Source organism: Microcoleus sp. CAWBG58, from assembly GCF_020883045.1.
Lineage (GTDB): Bacteria > Cyanobacteriota > Cyanobacteriia > Cyanobacteriales > Microcoleaceae > Microcoleus.
The window spans coordinates 34,046-54,240 of sequence record NZ_JAHRFA010000011.1 but is presented as its reverse complement, the minus strand read 5'-3'; the positions used below and the strand labels follow the sequence as shown (position 1 = coordinate 54,240).

Here is a 20,195-nt window from a genome sequence, read left to right as displayed (position 1 = left end):
GATTGTGAATATTAATCAAAAGTAAAGTAACAAGCCGGGAGAAATCAAAATGACACAGCAAACCCTGCACGGAACCAGCCGCAAAAGAAAAAGAACATCCGGTTTTCGCGCCAGAATGCGTACCGCAACTGGTCGATTGGTAATCAAAGCACGCCGCAGCAAAGGTCGCCACCGCCTTGCAGTCTAGCACGGCCAAGCAATGAGCCCGATCGCACGCCCAACGCCATGTTGCCTCTGACAAACCGACTCAAGCACCGAAAAGACTTCAGCGCTGTCTACCGCAAGGGAATGCGCCGCAACTCCGCTCATTTCAGCTTAAGAGCTCTCCGCAAACCCAAAAGCGTCGAGATTGGCAAACCCACAGCCGATAAATCCTTGCAACCGAGTCGCACAGGCATTTCTATTAGCTTGAAAGTCAGCAAGCGCGCCGTAGTCCGCAACCGGATCAAGCGCCAGATTCGCGCCGCTTTGCGACAGCTATTGCCCCGATTAAAATTCGGATGGGATTTAGTAATTGTGGTGCGCCCGATCGCACAACAGTGCAATTATGCAGAAATTCTGCAAGAATTAGAGCAGTTGTTGGTAGAAGCCGAGGTACTAGATGGGAATTCGAGAAGAAGTATATTATGAAGGCGGCCCCGCCCTGGGAGACTTGATTATCAACTTACTGCTGGGGCTGACTGTCGTGGGAATCCCCCTCGCAGTAGGAGCAATTGTCCGGGCACTGTGGCTGCGCTACCGGATCACCAACCGCCGAGTGTCGGTAACTAGCGGTTGGATGGGCGGCGATCGCATCGACGTTATCTACTCAGATATAGTCAAAATTGTCACAGTACCTCGCGGTTTCGGGACTTACGGAGACATGGTGCTGACAATGAAAAATGGCAGCCGCTTGGAACTGCGATCGATTCCGAAATTTCGAGCAGTATATGACTACATTAACGAAAAACTGCCCGCAGCAGCTCAAAAAGCCAACGCAGCAGCAAAAGCTAAATAACCAAAAGGCTTTCACCCTGATTTGAGGGCGAAATCAGTCGATTTTCCATTTTGCGATTTGAGATTTACTCCACAGATGAATCTGCGAGGTTGAACTCTTAGTCTAAAATTTGGGGAGCATCCACGACGATTGTCGGAGGCTTGTATGCGTTTTTTGGGTGAAGTCAGCGCGAGTAGTGGCTTTAGTCATTACAAAAATCTGTGAGCGGGCGGTCGATCGACAGGCAATGTCCTAAGATAGAGACAAAAGCCTAAAAGTTGAGGCGGCCCGCATTCAGCGGGTAAAAATAGTTCTCAACAGTAAACTAAGAGCACCTAAATTAACTCAAAGCGAATGGATTTTGGTATCTCGTTTCTCTCCAACAACCTAATGCTGCCGATCCTAGATTTTTTCTACGGGATCGTGCCAAGCTACGGTTTAGCGATCGTAGCTCTGACGCTCGTGATTCGCTTTGCTCTCTATCCTCTCAATGCAGGATCTCTTCGCAATATGCGGCGCATGAAAGTAGCGCAGCCGTTGATGAAAGAGCGAGTAGATCAAATTCAAAAACTGTATAAAGAAAATCCTGCCAAACAGCAGGAGGAAATGAGCAAAGTATACAAAGAATTTGGCAATCCTTTAGCAGGATGCTTCCCGTTGGTGCTGCAAATGCCGGTGCTGTTTGCACTGTTTGCAACGCTGAGGGGTTCGCCTTTTTCTGACGTAAATTACAGCGTCAACGTCCAAGTTTTGCCGAAAGAACAAATCGAAACTGTTCAACCGCAAGCCTTTGCTACGCCTCCACAAAATATTTACGTGACTGGTACATTTCACGCCCCAGTTGTGGGCGTGATTCCAGCAGGTGACAAACTTGGAGTCGGCGATACAACCAAGGTTGAATTTAAGACCCCAGACGGTAAATCTCTCCAAACTCTAGCGACAGAAAATAAGAGCGAAATTGACTTTGTTCCCCAATGGAAAGTCATCAAAGGCGAAGAATTTGTCAAGGTAGACGAACAGGGCAACATCGTGGCTTTAGCGCCCGGTGAAGCCACAGTTCAAGGCACAGTCCCCGGATTGGCTACTAACAAAGGATTCCTGTTTATCGAAGCTCTAGGCCGCGTGGGCGCGATCGACCCAGACGGCACAATCCACTGGGATATTTTGGTGATGATCCTCGGCTTCGGTATCAGTTTGTATATCAACCAAACTCTTTCGGGACAAGCACAAGGCCCAAACGACAACCCCCAACAGGCTACAGTCAACAAACTGACGCCAGTTATATTTTCGGGGATGTTTTTGTTCTTCCCGCTGCCCGCAGGCGTGTTGATGTATATGCTGATTGCTAACATCTTCCAAACAGTTCAATCGTTTATTTTGTCCAGAGAACCGCTGCCGGAAAATCTCCAAAAAATCGTGGACGAAGCAGAGGCGAAAACTAAAAAAGAACAGGGATTAGATGCACTTCCCTTCGAGCCGGGCCGTTCTAAGAAAAAGGCTTGATTGTTAAAATGAAAGAATCAGAAATGCAGCGCGGACAGCAATGGTTAGAAGAATTGCTAAAACTGTCCGCAATTCCCTCAACAGTGGTAACCCAACAGCAAGATGATTGCTATTGGATGACAATAGATGACAGCAATCTGACACCAGAACAAGTAGCCATCTTAATCGGCCCAGACGGTAATGTCCTAGATGCGATTCAGTACCTCTGCAACACAGTTGCAAACATCGCTCACGAATCAGATGAACCGATTGCTTATACAGTCGAACTGAACGGCTATCGCATCCGCCGACAAGCAGAACTGCGATCGATGGCAGAGTACGCAGCAGATCAAGCGCGATCGACTGGAGGAGAAGTTGAAATCAAATCGCTGTCTTCGGCAGAACGCCGTCAAGTACACAGTTTCTTGAGCGAATGTGAGGATATAGAAACTTACAGTCAAGGACAAGAACCCGATCGGCGTTTGGTAGTGCGACTGCGCTGACGGTAACAAGGAAAAAAGAAAAAAGGAAAAAGGAAAAAGCCAAAAATGAGCTATTCCTTTTGACTTTTAACTTTTTACCCGTTACCCGCCCAAAAACAGGTACAAGCCCCGATGCCCTTCGTGGATGCCCCCCAAATTTTAGACTCGTGTTTAATATCCCAGATTCATCTGTGAAGTAAATCTAAAATCTAAAATCTAAAATCGACTGGCTTGTGACTTGAGACGAGGATAATAAAACGGCGAAAGATGATTATGGAGACAATTTATATCCCTCATCTGCTCACAAAAACCGAGCGGAAAGAGGTCATTGATTTTGAAGAAATTATCCCCGATTTAGAAACTCTAACTCCCGTGCGGGGACGGCTGCAAGTTATTCACAAAGGTAATTTTCTTGATGTGAAGGCGAACGCTGAAACAATTGTGACTCTTAGCTGTCATAGATGCCTAAAACAATACAACCACCGTTTAAAAATCCAATCATCTGAAATAATTTGGCTCGAAGAAAAAGTGAGCGATCCTGATGCAAGTTCAGGAGAATTTGAAGTTGATTTAGAAGATTTGGTGGAAAATTTATCTCCCACAGGCTATTTCTCTCCGACTGATTGGGTGTACCAACAAATGTGCTTGGAACTCCCGCACAAACAGCTATGCGATGTTGAATGTCCGGGAATAGATTTAAATGAGGATGATGCAGAAGAGACAGAAAGTTCAGAAACAGTCTCTGACAGTCGCTGGGCATCTCTGGCGGCACTTAAACGGCAATTGCCTTAGGCAGTTGGCAGTTAGCAGTTGGCAGCGGTCATTAGCTAATACCAATTTAAAAAGGTATTGCTACAATCCTGAATCTTATTCTTATACCAATTTAAAAGTCCCAGCTAGTCGCGCCGGATACGGATCCATTCCGTGTCTTTAAAGATATCTTCATCGCGCCTACAACAATCTATGATGCAGCCATACTTTTCAATATTGGCAGAACAACGAATAACTGTGAAATAACCAGGGCAAAAAAATCACACCAGCTAACTAATGACTGCGAACAACTGACAACTAAGAGGGCGGGCACGGGGGCACCGCCCCTACCAATTGACAACTGACAACTAACAACTGACAAATGACTATTTTTAGCGACGAGTTTGAACTGCTGCTACGATCGCGCTACCCCGTAATCTACATTCCCACACGGGAAGAAGAGCGCGTCGAAGTCGCGATCGCCCAATGCGCCAAAAAACAGGGTTCTCGCGCCGTCTACATCTGGGATTTTGTAGAGGGCTATCAAGGCAATCCCAACGATGCGGGTTTTGGCAAGCGCAACCCCCTACAAGCTTTAGAATTTCTTGAAAAATTGCCGGCATCCGCACCAGCAATCTTTATTTTGCGAGACTTTCAGCGCTTTCTAGAAGATGTCTCGATTTCTAGGAAGTTGCGAAATTTGGCGAGACTCCTCAAATCTGTTCCCAAAAATATAGTCATCGTATCTCCGATAACTTCGATCCCGGATGACCTCAGCGAAGTCATCACTGTTTTGGAGTTTCCCCTGCCTGCGGCTGCGGAAATAAAAATGGAGGTAGAAAGGCTGTTAGGCGCTACCGGACAAGCCATAGAAGGGCGTTTGCTGGACGAAACGGTGCGCTCCTGTCAAGGATTGTCGATCGAACGAATCCGCCGAGTGTTAGCAAAGGCGATCGCCACTAGAGGCGAACTGCATCCCGACGACGCCGAACTGATTTTAGAAGAAAAACGCCAAACCATCCGCCAAACTCAAATTCTCGATTTTTACCCAGCCCGCGAAAACATCTCCGATATCGGCGGTTTGGACAATCTCAAAGAATGGCTGCTGCGACGCGGCGGTGCTTTTTCCGATCGCGCGCGCCAATACGGTTTGCCACATCCCAGAGGCTTGTTATTAGTCGGAATTCAAGGCACCGGGAAATCCTTAACAGCAAAGGCGATCGCCCACCACTGGCATTTACCCTTGTTGCGGTTGGATGTCGGGCGGTTGTTTGCCGGATTAGTCGGGGAATCGGAATCGCGCACCAGACAAATGATTCAGCTAGCGGAAGCCTTGGCGCCTTGCGTGCTGTGGATTGACGAGATTGACAAAGCTTTTTCGGGATTGGATGGTAAAGGCGATTCTGGGACAACCAGCCGCGTGTTCGGAACTTTTATTACTTGGTTGGGCGAAAAAACTTCACCGGTGTTTGTCGTCGCCACGGCGAACAACATCCAGTCTTTACCGCCGGAAATGCTGAGAAAAGGCAGGTTTGACGAAATATTTTTTGTGGGTTTGCCAAGTCAGGAGGAACGGCGGGCGATTTTTGAGGTACATTTGTTGCGGTTGCGATCGCACAGCATCAAAAACTACGATCTAGAGCGCTTGGCTTACGAAACTCCAGATTTTTCAGGAGCCGAAATCGAGCAAACTTTGATTGAAGCAATGCACATTGGGTTTAGCCAAAATCGAGACTTTACCACAGATGATATTTTAGAATCAGCTAGTCAGATGGTGCCGTTAGCCCGAACAGCGAGCGAGCAAATCCAATTTTTGCAAGATTGGGCGGCGGCGGGGAAAGCTCGCCTTGCTTCGAGATACGGCAGTTTGAGCCGCCGGATTCAGGGATAATCGATCGCAAACATTGTGCAGATAATTCAGTATTCGGTATGTACCCGAATCTGAACTTGTCTTCCCGAAGTCTATCCCACCCAGCCCAAATTTCTCAATTCCCGATTTTCCCGATTTTCCCGATTTTCCCGATTCTTTATTCTGGCGATCGACGGTCAACTATTCCTTATTCTTTCGACTAACTCTCAACTATCAACCCTTCTCTTTCGCCAACTGTCAACTCTCAACTATCAAACCTTTTCTAAGCAAGCTCTCAACTGTCAACTGTCAACTGTCAACCGTCAACTGTCAACTCAACTGTCAACTGTCAACTGTCAACTGTCAACTGTTAAGTCAACTGTCAACTCTTCCTTCATATGAACAGTGTATATAGCGTTTTCAAGTTTTTAGTGGGTTTTCTGCTAGCGATCGTGCTGATGGCAGGCGCTAGCGTGGCGGCTGCACTTTACTTTGCCGCTAAGCTAACTACTGTGCCCGACAGGCCTGTTTTTCCCAACGACAAAACAGCAGCACAGATTGCCGGTGCTGGGGCGAAGTCAACAGCCAAGGCCAGCCCAGTTTCTACGTCTAGCGATGCTGCGTCTGGCGATGCCGCGTCTGAGAAACCCCTGGAACCGGGAGCTTACCGAGCTCTGGTGACTCAGCCGATCGGCTTAATTCTCCGGGATAGTGGCAACCGAGACTCGAACCGAATTGGCGGTGTAGGTTACAAGGAAAAAGTTGTGGTTTTGGAAGATTCACCAGACAAAGAGTGGCAGCGAATTCGAGTTGAGGATGGCAATCGCGAAGGTTGGGTGAAGGGCGGCAATACTGAAAAAGTTGAGGGCGAATAGCACAAAGGCTGGTGTCTAGAAATTATCCGCGTTGGCCTGTGTTGCTCTGCGGTTGCCCGATCGCTCGCAGATCTATGCAATAAGTCTAATCTTTATCTCCGCTCAACCCATCCTACATATCACATTCTTTTTGAAAAGTCAAATTAAATTTATTTAGCATAAAGATTTGGTTTAAACCCCCAAGCTTTTTCGGAAAAAATCAAAAGCAGACTATTCATTACTCCAATCCTCGGACTTCCAGATAGAGTTCGCTGTCAGCGGTCAACCAAGAGGGCCCGCACGGCGGTGTACCACCCCTACGACAGGTCAACTGTCAACTGTCAACTGTCAACTGTCAACTCTCAACTGAGAGTTATGTTAAGAAACTTAGCAAAATTTTAAGCTTAGTTGCAAATCGTAGGCTTTTGTCACCGCAGTAGAGGCAAGAATGGTAGCTTAGATCACAAGATCTAAGTTTTCAGCTTAACAGCTATCAACCATAAAAAATATGTACGACAAACGTCCCGATCGAGATTTGGCGACTGCTGCTGTAACTGCGGCTTTAGGAGCTGGAGTGGTCACTTCTTTTGCAGTCAGCAGAGGGCAAAACCCTCTGGTAGCGTTAGCAATTACTGTTTTTGCAGCCGGAGTAGCTTTGATTTGCGATCGGTTCGGTTTAATTTAAGTTAATTTCAACTTTGTAGAGAATAATTAATAGTTAACAAATTAAATCCCCATCCTGTTGGCAACTAGCAAGGGTGGGGATTTTTAGTCGATCGTCAACAACTAATATTTTTCTAATACAAAATTTCATTTTTAGCCAATAATAGCCAAAAACTGGTCATTTTTCCCTCAGCAAGGCTAAGATGTGGCTGCAAACTATTTTCCTGACACTCGCGTCTCTCGAAACAGCGATGCTATCGTGGTTGTTACCTGTAATTATTTTTGAAGGCATTTTTTTTTAACACGGGTGCTTCGCGCAAACAGGTAAAACTTAGTCTTGATAGATCCTGAGCAACCCAAAGCTCAGCTTGAGTTTGCTCGTACATCACAGCCACAATTTCACACTAAAAATTTATGGAATCTCTCGCCTACCTCGAACTTGCTCTTGTTTGCGAAGCACCCGCACAAGAGTCGAAAATTTTTGATACGCCCAAGTGGCAAAACCTATCGACTCAGACTTATGTCCGTTTGCTGTCTCTGGCTTTGATGCTGTCGGTTTTGAGTGCAGCCGGTTCGGCTTTTGCTCAAATAGATCCAGGAAATCCCAATTTGCGCTCTGTTCAAGACAGATTGCGGGATCTTGGCTATTTTTCCAGATCTTCTACCGGTCAGCTAGGCCCGGTAACAAAACAAGCTCTGACTAACTTTCAACGAGACTATCAACTGTCGCTGACTGGTAAACCCGATCGATCTACGGTGATAGTGCTCAACAGTTTAGACGAGGACGATCGATCTTTTAAAACTACTTATACAAACTATAGCTATAACGAGCTGCGTTATGGAGACTCGGGTGCAGATGTTACCGCTCTCCAGCGCAGGTTGAAAGAGCTAGGCTACTTCAACACGCATCCCACAGGGAGTTTTCGCGAAATTACTCTGAATGCGGTGAGATACTTCCAGCGGATTAATCGACTGCGGGTGACTGGAGTTGCTGACAGGCAAACTTTAGCTTTGCTGTTTGCTTCCACCAGGCCAACTCCCCCCGTTACTCCTCCTGATATTTCGGAAAATGGCGGTTGCAAGGGGCTGCGGTTCGGCGACAGAGGGGCGACGGTAGACTTGATCCAGCGGCAGTTAAAAGCTTTAGGCTATTTTGAGGGCGGGATTGACGGCAAGTTTCGCGAACGCACTCTCTACGCTGTGACTCGTTTTCAGCAAGATTTCAATCTGGTTTCTGACGGCTGCGCTGACACTGCTACTTTGAAGGCGATAGATGCCCAGATGAGGGAAGCTCAAATTACTGTATATCCAGGAGAAAATGACGAGCAGAGTAATAATGCTGGAGATTTTCTGGATTTGGGCGACACAGGCAGAGAAGTAGAATTGTTGCAACGGCGGCTGCAACAATTGGGTTATTACAGGAGCCAGATTCACGGTTGGTTCGATCGACCAACTCAAGAAGCTTTGATCCGATTTCAGAGAGATAGCGGGCTGTCCGGGACTGGCACAGTAGATCGCAGCACTCGATCGGCTTTGAGACAAGCCAACAGGCAGGCTGCAAAGCCGCAGCAGCCCGTTGCAACGGGTCTGCGGCGGGGGGATACTGGGCCTGGTGTCCGACAGCTTCAGTCTGCGCTCAGAAGTCTGGGGAAAAACCCTGGCCCGGTGAATGGAGTATTTGGAGCCGAGACTGAGTGGGCGGTGCTGTCCTTTCAACGCGAGCGCAATTTGTCCCCGGCTACGGGTATTGCCACTCCGGCAACTTTGGCCGCAATCCAAAACGGGTTAGCTGGGCGAGTTACTGTTCCTGCTGTGCCGATTAGCAGTGTCAATTCTCGATCGAGCATTCACCAATTACAAACACGATTGCAAGGCCTCGGCTTTTATACAGGCTCAATTACCGGAGTTTTTGATGCTCCGACGAAAGACGCTCTCGATCGATCTGTGCGCAGTTACGGGGTGAGCAGCGACGATTTGTTGAGCCAAACTTTTTAGCACCCAAGTTGCGGATGCGACATCAAATAAATCTGGTTTCTGGTTCCTGACTCATTCCCGATCTGGATCTATTGTCCCCCAGAAACTCGGTTTCGGCGCAAGTGCGATCGCACTTGCGCCGAAGATGTTTTGCTAAAAATTGTAACAAACCGTACTTGAAATGCCAAAATAGTGTATTATCACTCGATTGCATCAGGAGCACTGTTGCCATTCTGGGCGATCGACCTCGGACAAGACCAATTGCTAGAAACCAAAGACGGCCATCCCATCCGCAAAGCTTCATGGCACACCGTATGAATCGTTAACTGGCAGTCTAGCAGGTGCAACCCAGACTTTTCAGCTTGTTTCATGCCAATTTTCAAAATCGAATCGTTGTTAAATTCGATCGTTCTGTTGCACTGAACGCAGACTAGATGGTGGTGGTGGTGCGGGTAAGGCTGGTTTATTTCATAGTGTTTGTGACCTTCGGCTAGTTCGAGTTCGCGGAGCAAGCTCATCCTTGCCATTAACTTTAAAGTTCGGTAAATGGTGGACAAGCTAATGTTTTCGCCACGATTTTTTAACAAAGTGTACAAATCCTCCGCACTCAGGTGGTTGCCTTTGGGGAGGTTCTGAAACACGTGCAAGATGGTTTCCCGTTGGGGAGTCATCCGCCAGCCTTTGTCATTGAGTTCGGATTTGAATGAGGACGCGGTGTAAAGTGCCATAGTGACCCTCTCAAGAAAGTCTGCCTATTGACAATAATACATAACGAGCGAGATATTTTGCAAATATCGGAGCTTATTGAAAAAAGCTGGGGATAAAAATTTAGACAGAGGACAGAGAAATCGTGTAGAAGTAACAATCATTACTTCTGTTTTATGCTTTCTGTCTTCTGCCTTCTACCTAGAGCCAGAAACGGACATTACCAATACATTGACCTACTCCCGAACCTTGAAGAATGGGGATTCTGGATTTAAACAGACAAAGCAAGCATTCCTTGTCTGATATTGCCGAGCATCCTAGTTTGATGCCTCAACCTATAGGATTGTTTTGCCATTATAGAATTGAGACCGGATTTTTAGCGCTCGGGTACCAACAATACATAGCCAATTATGAAAGCCGTCCTATAAGAAGGACGAGGCTCTAAACCCTATTGGGCAGTAAATGCACACCAGCTAACTTAAGTTAGAGACTCCAGATAGTCGCGCACGCGGTTGCGACGCTTGGGTTGGCGGAGTTTTTGCAAAGCTTTGGCTTCAATTTGGCGGACTCGCTCGCGGGACAAGTCGAGAGCGCGACCGATTTCTGCCAAGGAGTAGGGGTGTCCGTCGCCCAAACCAAAGCGCATCAGAATTACATCTCGTTCGCGGCTAGTCAAATCTGCCAACAATTGTTGCAAATCGCGGTGCAGAGCTTCTCGCATCAGCATTTCTTCTGGCGAGATGCTGTCTGTTTCGAGTAAGTCGCCCAACTCTGTATCTTTTTCGTTGCCCACTTTAGTTTCCAGAGAAACAGAGCGAGGAACTCGCAGCAATACTTCCCGAACTTGAGCGGCAGTCATGTCCAATTCGACGCCGATATCTTCGATCGTAGCTGTGCGACCTTTTTCTTGAGAAATTTTGCGCTGGGCTTTCTTGATTTTGTTAAGTTTTTCGGTGATGTGGACGGGGAGGCGGATGGTGCGGCTTTGAGTCGCTATAGCCCGCGTGATTCCCTGGCGAATCCACCAGTAAGCGTATGTGCTAAACCGATAGCCCCGTGTCGGGTCGAACTTTTCGACAGCTCGTTCCAGTCCGAGAGTACCTTCTTGTATTAAATCGAGCAATTCTAAACCGCGATTTTGATATTTTTTCGCCACCGAAACCACCAGGCGCAAATTCGCCTTAATCATGTGGTCTTTAGCTTCGATGCCTTCAGCTTGAATTCTTTCGATCGCATCCACCGTCATCTCTGCCAACTCTGCCCACTGGCGCTTGCCTTCGGACATAATTCGCTTCAGTTCTGGCACGTCACTGATGCCGGCAGTTAATGCCCAGCGTTCCAGGGAAGGTTTGTGTCCCAATTGTGCAGACAGGCGATCGCGCACTTCTATTAAATGCACGAAGCTTTGAATCAGCCCTTCTTCCTGGGAGGCGACGGTATTCCGCAATTCCAGCAATTTGATGTAGCGCTGAACTTTTTGAGCTTCGGAGACTTCTTCGTCTCTACCCAAGAGACGCACCCGACCGATTTCCTGTAAGTACAGACGCACTAAATCTGTAGTGCGGCGGCTAGCATTTTTTTGCAATTTGGATGCTGTGTCTGCATCTTCAGTCTCTGCTGAGTCTTGGTCGATGGGTTCGTCTCCAGCTTCTTCAGCATCTTCATCCAACACATCTACATCTTGCAAGGGATTGACTCGCAGTTGTTCGTCGAATTCAGCTTGAGCGTAAAAAGAGGTGGCTGGCATAGTGATTTTCTCAATGGCTCCGGGTGAAAAGATGCTACGCTTAGCGGTTATTTATAATTATGATGCCCACTTTGTTAAGACGAAGCATCACCGCTGTTTGTTTCTTTACTAACTTTTCTGACTTTTGTGCTGTGGTCGAGATCGAACTTTTGCTGCCCCACTTGTTTTACCAAGATTCGGGAAAACGCTAAGAACTTTCTGATGTAACAGTTTGAAGGCCCGAAAAGTGCGTTGTACTTCTTTGTTTATATAGCTAGTATAGATAGAGACTGGCTATAAACAAGTGACCTTCGTCAGAAGTTAAGTTAATCTTCATCACTAATAACCTGGTTCCCGATCACTTCGGAAAAATAGGGATTTTTTTAATAAAACTTTATATAATCCTGCGTTCTTGATTAAATACCCACAGCTCACAGGAAGCTTAATTCCTTGCACCATATGAGATTCATTGTTTTTAGAGCCTCCCTTATCGAGTTGGCGGTTAAGGGGAAAACCGGGTTTCCTGACAAAAATTCTGCATTTAAACCCAGGAATTCCCAGAAAAAACCCGGTTTCTTGATGTATTTGGCGTAGGTTGGGAGTTGGATATGGCGATCGATCTATAACTTTTTTGGTGTTGGCTGGGGCTTCCCTTTTAACCTCACCCAATATGAGCAGCATCAAAAACCGGGTCTTTTGAACTCCCGCTGGCACAGAAAGCGTAGGTTTTCATCGCTGTTACCGGATTGTTGAAAAGTTAAAACTGGCCTTGCACTTGTCAATCAGTAAGATTACTTAAAAAACTGCTTTTGAGAGTATTGAAAAATTAGCGGGGGTAAGTGGGCATAAATATGGCCCTCCGAATGTTGGCGAAGCCCTCGAAGACGATCGCCTAAATCTCAGTTTTTCACCCAAAATTTGAGCAAATTTTAAGTATAATTGCTGAGGGACAAATACTTCCCTCGCTTAAATTGTCACCAATGCTGTTACCCGATCGACTTTGAGTGACAATCATTCTCTCTCGCGTCAGTGCACTCCAATTAAAATTACTAGCGCGGGTAAAGTTTCATCAATTCCCTCACCTGTTCGGCATGATAGGAACTGCGAGTTAAGGGAGAAGCGACAATTTGCAAGAATCCCAAAGATTCGCCAAACTCTCTCCAAGCATCAAACTGTTCCGGCGGCACAAAATTTTCAACGTTCAAGTGCTTTTGAGTCGGTTGCAGGTACTGTCCCAGGGTCAAAATATCGCAGCCAACTGCCCGCAAGTCCTGCATCGCCTCGCGAATTTCGGCATCTGTTTCCCCCAGTCCCACCATGATGCCGGATTTGGTGTAAACCCCAGGTGCGAGTTCGCGGCTGCGTTGCAATAGTTCCAGGCTGCGATCGTACTTTCCTTGCGGCCGCACCTTGCGGTAAAGTCGCTTTACGGTTTCGGTATTGTGGTTGAGTACCTCGGGCCCGGCTGCGAGAATAATTTCTAAAGCTTGCCAGTTGCCGCACAAGTCGGGAATCAAAACTTCTATAGTTGTATCCGGCATTGTCGATCGTACAGCTTGAATGCACTCGACAAACTGAGACGCGCCCCCATCCGGCAAATCGTCCCGGTTAACAGAAGTAATCACAACATGATTGAGTTTGAGCCGCTGCACCGCCTGCGCCAATCTTTGGGGTTCCGTCGGATCTAAAGCTTGGGGCTTTTTCTCAAAATCGATATCGCAGTAAGGACAGGCGCGGGTACAAGCCGGCCCCATAATCAAAAATGTAGCAGTACCTGCGTTGAAGCATTCGCCGATGTTCGGACACGAAGCCTCTTCGCAAACCGTATTCAGGGATAAATCCCGCAAAATTTCTTTGACGTTGCCGACGCGCTCCCATTGGGGGGCTTTTACTCGCAACCACTGGGGCTTAACTGTCACGCCTGCCTCCGCCTGAGTAGTGTTTTACAAAACATTATACTAGGAGGTTGCTAAGTTTTCACTTAAATGTGATATAATAAAAATCTATTGACTAATTTCGGGATGTAGCGCAGCTTGGTAGCGCACCTCGTTCGGGACGAGGGGGTCGCAGGTTCAAATCCTGTCATCCCGATTGCATTTAATTCCTTACAGCTAACGGGTTTCAGGTTTGTAGCTCTCCTATGATATGCCGTTTTCCGCTGGTATACCGGTTCGATCGCGCGGTAAAGTATGCCCTATGCAGCATAGTACCTCATATGGGAGATCGAAAGGCTATATTTCGCTAAAACATAACAGATAATTTAGAGGATCCGCAGCTTAGTGGGGCTGAAATTGTCGATCGGGCGTGTTAATTCCCATGAGCAAAAAAATCAACTGTAGCCGCTGTTTTTGCAAAAGCAATTAGATAATAATGTGTCAACAATCTGAGCAGCAGTAGAGAGTAGAGAGCAAGTCTTTGGCTTCTCCCTCTCTTGGGATTTCGGACTATATTTAACTACACTTACTTGTTCAATGCTGAGAAAATTTGCCCTAGTTGGAAACCACAAACAAGTAAAAATACGGAAATGATTATTCAAAAAAAGTTCATCAACATTTACATCTTGAGATAGATGTATTAATTGCTGGATCAGCTTATATTAAGGATTAATTGCGAGCAGTTTGAAAATTGATCCAAAAATCGGAGGATATTCTAGTGCAAAGAAGTGGCAAAACCTTCGGCTCCTGCTCTCGCTGCGAAACAGTACCCGAAAAAATAGAGGGTAGCGGAGGTTTATACCTGTGGTTTCCTGTATCGCACACTTTGAACAAGATTATTTCTGCACTGGCCAAGGCAAAACTTGAATTCCGGTTTTTAGAAGAGAGCAAGTGTTTGCACGTTGCGATTGAGGAAATAGCCAAAGAAAAGTTTAGCTCTCTAGCATCATCAGAGCTGACAAATCAAGAGTTGAAAGAGACCAAAGTTTTGTGGATGCGCGAAGTTGAACAACCCCAATTTAACGATTTTTATCGCAGCACTTCCTTAGACTCTTTTATTAACTTCAGCAAATCTGATTGGCTGTTAGATTTATTGTCCGAAGAACGCATTACTACACATTTTCAGCCGATTGTTCATACCTCAGATACTTCTAAAATTTTTGCCCACGAAGCGCTACTCCGAGGAATTGACAAGGAAGGAAACTTAATTCCTCCGAGTCGGATTTTTGCCCAAGCAGAATCAGCGGGTATAATTTTTCAACTAGATGCTTTAGCCAGGACTCGCGCTATTGGGGAAGCCAAAGTGTACGGTATCAAAGAACTACTTTTTATTAATTTTTCTCCTACTTCTGTTTACGATCCCGCTACGTGTCTGCGAAGGACTGTGCAGGCTATTGATGAAGCGGGAATTCCTCATAGCAATATTGTTTTTGAAGTGGCGGAATCTCAACACCCTCCCGATATGGATCACTTGATTAAGATTCTGAGGTTTTACCGAGAAGCGGGATTTTTAATTGCAATGGATGATTTTGGCAGCGGTTCTTCTAATTTAAATTTGATGCACCAGTTGCGTCCAGATTTTATTAAGTTGGATATGCAATTAATTCGGAACGTCCATCAAGATTCTTATAAGGCGCTAATTACTGAAAAAATGTTGGAAGTTGCCGCTAAATTAGAGATTAAAACAGTTGCTGAAGGTGTGGAAAGTTTGGAGGAGTTCGATTGGGTACGGAAACGGGGAGCAACTTTTGTCCAAGGTTATTTGATTGCTAAGCCGACTGCTCCGCCAATAACTAATACTCGCTATATTGGTAGTGTTGAAGTTCTACCTATGTCTGCTTAAAAGGTTTGCAGTTGCGGTTGCGTGCCAACTGCAAACCAGTTTTTTAAACGCTCAAATTGCGCCGCAAAAAGCTTTCTAGTGATTCCATTCTGATGCCGTAGATTAACTCCAATTTTTGCACTTCTTCGGGAGTACAGAAAAACTCGTTACCCAGCAATACCCGCAAAGTTCCCAAGCCTTTTTGAGCCTGAGGATTCAACAAACCCAAGGCATTTCGCAAGCCATCAAATACCATCAACGGCGGGTTGATTACCACGGGTTCGCGATTGAACAAGCGTCCGAAAATCCGGGCAATGTCGTCTCTGGTCAGCACATCGGGGCCGCCGACTGATAAAATTTGGTTGCGCGCGCCTTCTACTGTTGGTGAGTCTACTGCGATGCGAGCCAAGTCGTCGGTACTGACAACAGAGGTGCGGTTTTTGCCGTCGCCAATCAGCAGGTAAAGCCCGGTTTCTCGAAATCTTTCTGCTAGGGGCAGCAAGCTCGAAGCGAAACCGGCTGGCCGCAAAATGGTATAATTTAATCCGCTGTTTTGCAGGTATTTTTCGACTTCTCGCTTGGCTTTGAATACTGCTGAATCTTCGTATCCCCGATCGACTCCCAGTACCGAAAGAAAGACAAAGTGCTGCACTCCGGCTTCTTTGGCGCAGTCTATCAGTTCTATGTTGGCGCGGTAGTGTACTGCTTGAACGTCGCCGCCTGTGCCGTGGGTGCTGATGATGTATTGCACTCCTTGACAAGCTTTTTTAATATCTTTGTCTTGTTTTAAGTCGCCGATAAAGATTTGGGCGCCTCGGTTTTCTAGTTCTGAGTAGCGAGAAGCGAGGCGAACAAATGCGCGGACAGGTTTGTCTTGCTGTCTGATTTCTCGTACTATTCGGCGGCCTAGGGAGCCTGTTGCTCCGGTTACTAAGAACATGATTTTTAGGTGTTGGTTGTTATTGAGATTTTGCACTTACCGTCGCAGTCCGGCAGGGGTTTAAACCCCTGCCTCATAGCTTAAGTCCTCTGAAGAGGACTGAGGAGTTTATTGAGAATTATGCCCGATGTGAGTTGTTATTAAATTTATAACTGATAATTCAAATTTCGACAATTACGGGGGTGTGATCGCTGGGTTTGACTAATTTTCTGGGAGCAATATCTATTGTACAGTTTTTTGCTTGTTCGTACAGGGGAATGCTGAGATAATGGTGGTCGATTCTCCAGCCGTTGTTGCGGGGAAATGCGGCGGCGCGATAGTCCCACCAACTATAATGTCCGCCTTCTGAGGTGAATTTGCGAAAGGGGTCGCTCAATCCTAATTCGGTGATTTCTGTTAATGCTTGGCGTTCGGGTATTGATAGGCCAACGGAGTTTGCAGCAGCTTTGGGATTGTATATATCTCGATCGTCCGGTACGATATTGAAGTCGCCACAAATACACAGGTTGGGCGATTTGTCTAGTGCTATTTTCAGGTATTCTTGCAGCAGTTTGAGCCAATGCAGTTTGTATTGATACTTCTCGGAACCAACCTCGGAACCGTTGGGAACGTATACGGAAATGATGCAAATATCGTCTATAACCCCGGCTATGAGACGCTTTTGTTCGTCGAAGATACCTGTGGTTTCGGTGCCGAGAATGGGGGAAAATCCGGCGCTGACTTGTGACAGGGGCGATCGACTAAAAATAGCGACGCCGTTGTAGGATTTTTGACCGGAGATGTAACAGTTGTAGCCGATGTCGAGGAAGGGTTGCAGGGGAAAGTCTTTGTCTGTAACTTTGGTTTCTTGCAAGCAGAGAACGTCGATTTGGTTGGTTTGCAACCAGTTAGTAACGTGTTCGAGGCGGGTGCGAATTGAGTTGACGTTCCAGGTGGCAATTTTCATTATAGTAAGTAATAGATTAGTCGATTTTAGATTTTATATTTTAGATTTACTCATCGGAGTGCGATCGGGGTGTTCGCGAGTGATGGTCGCCAGTGGGACGCTCTATAGTATAGTACAGTTTGAGGCTGGAGTTCGGATGTGCGATCGAATAATTGAGTCAAAGTTGACATTTGGCGATTTGGCTGATACAGTACCGTAGCGCAAACTGAAGGATATAGAGTCTTCGTAGAAATGAAATTTAACACCCTGCGATCCACCAACAAATTAAAGCAATAAATTGTTGTTTGATCCAATTTTTTTATTTAGGGTTGTGACAGCAATTATGATTCAAGGCGATCGAGATATTAAGAATGTCTTTCAACTGGTTAATCGTGAGAGTCAGAAAGAGTTAAGGAGTAAAGCAAAATTAATTACATAATTTTCTCCAAATTCTTTAATTTTTTTCTATATATGAAACAAGAGATTGCCAGCTAGAGTAGTCATCTATCTATCTATCTATTTATTTATTTATTTATTTATTTATTTATCTATCGATCGCCCTTAACCGAAAACATCACATCCTCGCAGCCAAGGCATAGTCAGCGCGATCGTCACCGCGAGTTTCGTAGTTTCATGGTACTGTAATGAAGTTATACCACAAGTGTGAGTTTAGCTCTTGCTAATCGATCGAGTGGATTTTTGATTGCGCGCGTCGATAAAGATGAGCGTTTTGCTGATTTATCTCAAATTATCAAATTTATTTACAGAGGTGAGTTTTGGAGATTATTGAAGTACCGTTCAACAGTTTTATTGGCATTGAGAAAGCGAGTCACTCCAGTGAAGTTCTGCTTAAACTGAGCAATTCTCCCAATTACCAAAATCACCTGGGTACTGTTCATGCGAGTGCTCAGTTCGCTCTGGCTGAAGCTTGCAGTGGAGAATATTTATTAAGTCGTTTCAAGGGAAATTTATCTGACTACGTTCCAGTGGTGAGAAGAGTTGAAGTTAAATATAAGAAACCAGCGACAGGAGAGATCTATGGAAAAGCTCAAGTTTCCGATGACGATTTTCAGCGGTTTATAAATGCTCTAGAAGCAAGAAGTAGAGCAATGTTATCTATTAGTGTTGACATCGTGGACTCTGAAAATATTGTGACAATGAGTGCTTCTATTGAATGGTTTGTTCAGAAACTCAAGTAATAGGGAGCTTAACTTTACAAAATGATATTATAAGGTCGATCGCCATTAACCGCAAATAATCAAATTCCTGACTTTTCAAAATCTTCCAACTCCCACAAAAAAGTCGAGGATTTATGGTGCTAGGCGCCAAAGCCCGAAAAAATCAAATCCCCGACTTCTAAAATTCTATCATTTCAATTCAACGTTGACAGTAGCAGACATCCCCGGTGCAATTCGCGATTCATAACCTTTAATGCTGTCGGCATCAAACACAACTTTCACTGGAATCCGCTGCACTACTTTGGTGAAGTTTCCCGTCGCATTGTCTGGAGGCAATAGGGAGAATTGAGCGCCAGAAGCAGGTGAGAAACTATCGAGACGCCCTTCAAATTTACGGCTACCAAAAGCATCTAATTTGATTTCTACTTTTTGGCCTGGTTTCATGTTTGCCAGTTGCGTTTCTTTGAAGTTGGCAATTACCCATAAATCGTTGCTGACGATCGCCATTAACGGAGTTCCCGACTGCACCCGCTGCCCCACTTCAACCGATTTGCGCCCGATTTGTCCGGTGGCGGGTGCGGTGATATTCGTGTAGGAAAGTTGCAGTTGAGCGTCTTTCACCGCAGCTTCCGATTGGGCGATCGCAGCCTTAGCAGCATCATACTGCGATCGACTGACCTTAGTTTGCTCGCCCGTAGCTTGAGCCTGTTGCAATCCGCCCTTCGATGCAGCCAGTTTGGCTTCGGCGGTGCTGATTCCTTCCTGGGCTACAGCGACTTTAGCTTGGGCGCTGGCGATGCCGACTTTAGCTTGTGCGACTTGAGCTTCAGCTTGCTTTACTCCTTCTTGAGCTTGCGCTACTGCTGCTTGGGCTGCGGTTACGCCTTCCTTGGCTTGGGCTAACCGCGCTCTAGCTTGGGCAATTCCTTGTTGGGCTGCGGTAGTTTGGCCTTGGGCGACTTCGTAGGCTGCTCTCGCTGCGTCTAGTTGCTGGCGGGCGATCGCACCTTCTTGCTGCAAACTTTCGTACCGTCTATAATCTGCTTGCGTTTTCACAAGATTAGCTTGCGCTTGCACTAACTGAGCTTGGGCTGCGGCAATTCCGGCTTCGGCTTCCGTCACTTTAGCTTGGGCTTGGGGAATTCCGGCTTCGGCTTGGGCGACTTTGGCTTCGGCTGCGGGTACGCCTGCTTCAGCTTGGGCGACTGCGGCTTCGGCTGCGGGTACGCCTTGTTGGGCTTCCCTAATTGCTGCTTGGGCGGTGGAAATGCCAGCGTTGGCGGTGCTGATATCTCCTTGGGCTTGGGCTGTTTTACCTTGGCTGGTTTGAGAGGCTAGGGAAATATTCGCTTGGGCTGCTTCGGCTTGGCGGCGGGCGTTTTCTAGGGCTGCTTGGGATTGTTGCAGTTTAACTTGGTAGTCGCGGGGGTCAAGTTTAATCAGCAGTTGGCCGGGTTTTACTTGTTGGTTGTCTTCTACTAAGACTTCGCCGACAGTACCGTTGATGGGGCTGCTGACTTGGTGGATGTGTCCGGCTACTGTGGCGTTTTCGGTTTCTTGGTGGATGGAGGCGTATTGCCAATAATTGTAGCCAAAGCTGCCTGCTGCGATCGCCCCGATGCCCAGCGCTGCTAAAATTATCGCTTTCGGGGCTTTTTTCTTCGGTGTTTCCGGCGCCGGTAGGGGTGCTTGGATTTCTGTTTCTGGGCTGGTTTTTAGCTCTGCGGGGGCGCTGACTTCTGTCTCGGGGGCGGGTATGACAGGCACCATTTTAGCTTGGGTGTTGTCGATCGGCTTTTCTAAGACAGCTACTGCTTTGCCTTTGCCGTTACCGTTGAATTCTGCTGGGTTGATTTCGTTTGTGCCTTTCATGGTATTTGACTCCTGATACTTTAGTAAGATGTCGTTTGTTTAGGGTGCGTAGTTTTTATTTAG

The 20,195-nt window shown here is 46.5% G+C and carries 19 protein-coding genes, 1 tRNA gene and 1 pseudogene; 14 read left to right on the top strand and 7 right to left on the bottom strand.

Annotation, left to right across the window (positions count from 1 at the left end; genetic code table 11):
* The first annotated feature begins 49 nt into the window (after positions 1-49).
* The 10 genes from rpmH to QZ918_RS06925 all read left to right on the top strand — a co-directional run bounded on the left by rpmH (position 50) and on the right by QZ918_RS06925 (position 9,051).
* Positions 50-187 carry a 50S ribosomal protein L34 gene (gene rpmH, locus QZ918_RS06970; RefSeq protein WP_006632320.1) on the top strand — a complete coding sequence of 46 codons (138 nt, stop codon included), beginning with the start codon at positions 50-52 and terminating at the stop codon, positions 185-187.
* A gap of 38 nt (positions 188-225) precedes the next feature.
* Complete coding sequence (gene rnpA / locus QZ918_RS06965) at positions 226-630, top strand: ribonuclease P protein component (protein ID WP_293332769.1); 405 nt, start codon at positions 226-228, stop codon at positions 628-630.
* Positions 602-997, top strand: a complete 396-nt coding sequence (locus tag QZ918_RS06960) for a PH domain-containing protein (RefSeq protein WP_293147797.1) — start codon at positions 602-604, stop codon at positions 995-997. The genes rnpA and QZ918_RS06960 overlap by 29 nt, the downstream gene beginning before the upstream one ends.
* A 333-nt stretch (positions 998-1,330) precedes the next feature.
* The gene (gene yidC / locus QZ918_RS06955; protein WP_293332767.1) at positions 1,331-2,479 is read left to right on the top strand and encodes a membrane protein insertase YidC; all 1,149 of its coding nucleotides are present in this window, start codon (positions 1,331-1,333) and stop codon (positions 2,477-2,479) included.
* Positions 2,480-2,487: 8 nt separating this feature from the next.
* Positions 2,488-2,961 (top strand): Jag family protein, encoded by a 474-nt coding sequence (locus QZ918_RS06950; protein WP_293332765.1) that lies wholly within the window; start codon positions 2,488-2,490, stop codon positions 2,959-2,961.
* A 252-nt stretch (positions 2,962-3,213) separates the two neighbouring features.
* The gene (locus QZ918_RS06945; protein WP_293332763.1) at positions 3,214-3,732 is read left to right on the top strand and encodes a YceD family protein; all 519 of its coding nucleotides are present in this window, start codon (positions 3,214-3,216) and stop codon (positions 3,730-3,732) included.
* A 340-nt stretch (positions 3,733-4,072) separates the two neighbouring features.
* Positions 4,073-5,581 carry a Ycf46 family AAA ATPase gene (locus QZ918_RS06940; RefSeq protein ID WP_293332761.1) on the top strand — a complete coding sequence of 503 codons (1,509 nt, stop codon included), beginning with the start codon at positions 4,073-4,075 and terminating at the stop codon, positions 5,579-5,581.
* A 356-nt stretch (positions 5,582-5,937) separates the two neighbouring features.
* Complete coding sequence (locus tag QZ918_RS06935; RefSeq protein ID WP_293147809.1) at positions 5,938-6,414, top strand: SH3 domain-containing protein; 477 nt, start codon at positions 5,938-5,940, stop codon at positions 6,412-6,414.
* A 487-nt stretch (positions 6,415-6,901) separates the two neighbouring features.
* Entirely contained in the window at positions 6,902-7,078 is a 177-nt protein-coding gene (locus tag QZ918_RS06930; protein WP_194010918.1) for a hypothetical protein, read from the top strand.
* A gap of 392 nt (positions 7,079-7,470) precedes the next feature.
* Complete coding sequence (locus QZ918_RS06925) at positions 7,471-9,051, top strand: peptidoglycan-binding domain-containing protein (RefSeq protein ID WP_293147812.1); 1,581 nt, start codon at positions 7,471-7,473, stop codon at positions 9,049-9,051.
* A gap of 22 nt (positions 9,052-9,073) precedes the next feature.
* Here the strand turns inward: QZ918_RS06925 and QZ918_RS06920 are convergent, their stop codons facing one another.
* The 4 genes and pseudogenes from QZ918_RS06920 to lipA all read right to left on the bottom strand — a co-directional run.
* Positions 9,074-9,244 carry a hypothetical protein gene (locus QZ918_RS06920; RefSeq protein WP_293332759.1) on the bottom strand — a complete coding sequence of 57 codons (171 nt, stop codon included), beginning with the start codon at positions 9,242-9,244 and terminating at the stop codon, positions 9,074-9,076.
* Positions 9,231-9,758 carry a ferric uptake regulation protein gene (locus QZ918_RS06915; RefSeq protein WP_293147815.1) on the bottom strand — a complete coding sequence of 176 codons (528 nt, stop codon included), beginning with the start codon at positions 9,756-9,758 and terminating at the stop codon, positions 9,231-9,233. Before QZ918_RS06915 ends, QZ918_RS06920 begins: the two co-directional genes overlap by 14 nt.
* Positions 9,759-10,213: 455 nt before the next feature.
* A complete protein-coding gene (gene sigC / locus QZ918_RS06910) occupies positions 10,214-11,482 on the bottom strand; it encodes an RNA polymerase sigma factor SigC (protein WP_293332757.1) in 1,269 nt (422 codons plus the stop codon).
* A gap of 1,028 nt (positions 11,483-12,510) precedes the next feature.
* Positions 12,511-13,383, bottom strand: a pseudogene (gene lipA, locus QZ918_RS06905) (lipoyl synthase); the annotation flags it as partial.
* 95 nt (positions 13,384-13,478) lie between these two features.
* On the opposite strand from lipA, the gene QZ918_RS06900 reads away from it, so the two are divergent.
* Positions 13,479-13,552 (top strand) — tRNA-Pro (locus QZ918_RS06900).
* Positions 13,553-14,113: 561 nt separating this feature from the next.
* On the top strand, positions 14,114-15,238 hold the full coding sequence (locus tag QZ918_RS06895) for an EAL domain-containing protein (protein WP_293332755.1): 1,125 nt from the start codon (positions 14,114-14,116) through the stop codon (positions 15,236-15,238).
* A gap of 43 nt (positions 15,239-15,281) precedes the next feature.
* Here the strand turns inward: QZ918_RS06895 and QZ918_RS06890 are convergent, their stop codons facing one another.
* Both QZ918_RS06890 and xth read right to left on the bottom strand, forming a co-directional pair.
* A complete protein-coding gene (locus QZ918_RS06890; RefSeq protein WP_293332753.1) occupies positions 15,282-16,157 on the bottom strand; it encodes an SDR family oxidoreductase in 876 nt (291 codons plus the stop codon).
* Positions 16,158-16,317: 160 nt separating this feature from the next.
* On the bottom strand, positions 16,318-17,103 hold the full coding sequence (gene xth / locus QZ918_RS06885) for an exodeoxyribonuclease III (protein WP_293332751.1): 786 nt from the start codon (positions 17,101-17,103) through the stop codon (positions 16,318-16,320).
* On the opposite strand from xth, the gene QZ918_RS06880 reads away from it, so the two are divergent.
* Together QZ918_RS06880 and QZ918_RS06875 are read left to right on the top strand one after the other, a co-directional pair.
* Positions 17,090-17,302 (top strand): hypothetical protein, encoded by a 213-nt coding sequence (locus QZ918_RS06880; protein WP_293332749.1) that lies wholly within the window; start codon positions 17,090-17,092, stop codon positions 17,300-17,302. The two genes, xth and QZ918_RS06880, sit on opposite strands and share 14 nt — an antisense overlap.
* A 556-nt stretch (positions 17,303-17,858) precedes the next feature.
* Positions 17,859-18,281, top strand: a complete 423-nt coding sequence (locus QZ918_RS06875) for a YiiD C-terminal domain-containing protein (protein ID WP_293147824.1) — start codon at positions 17,859-17,861, stop codon at positions 18,279-18,281.
* Positions 18,282-18,449: 168 nt separating this feature from the next.
* On the opposite strand, the gene QZ918_RS06870 is transcribed toward QZ918_RS06875, so the two are convergent.
* Entirely contained in the window at positions 18,450-20,132 is a 1,683-nt protein-coding gene (locus QZ918_RS06870; protein WP_293332747.1) for an HlyD family secretion protein, read from the bottom strand.
* Positions 20,133-20,195: the final 63 nt, after the last annotated feature.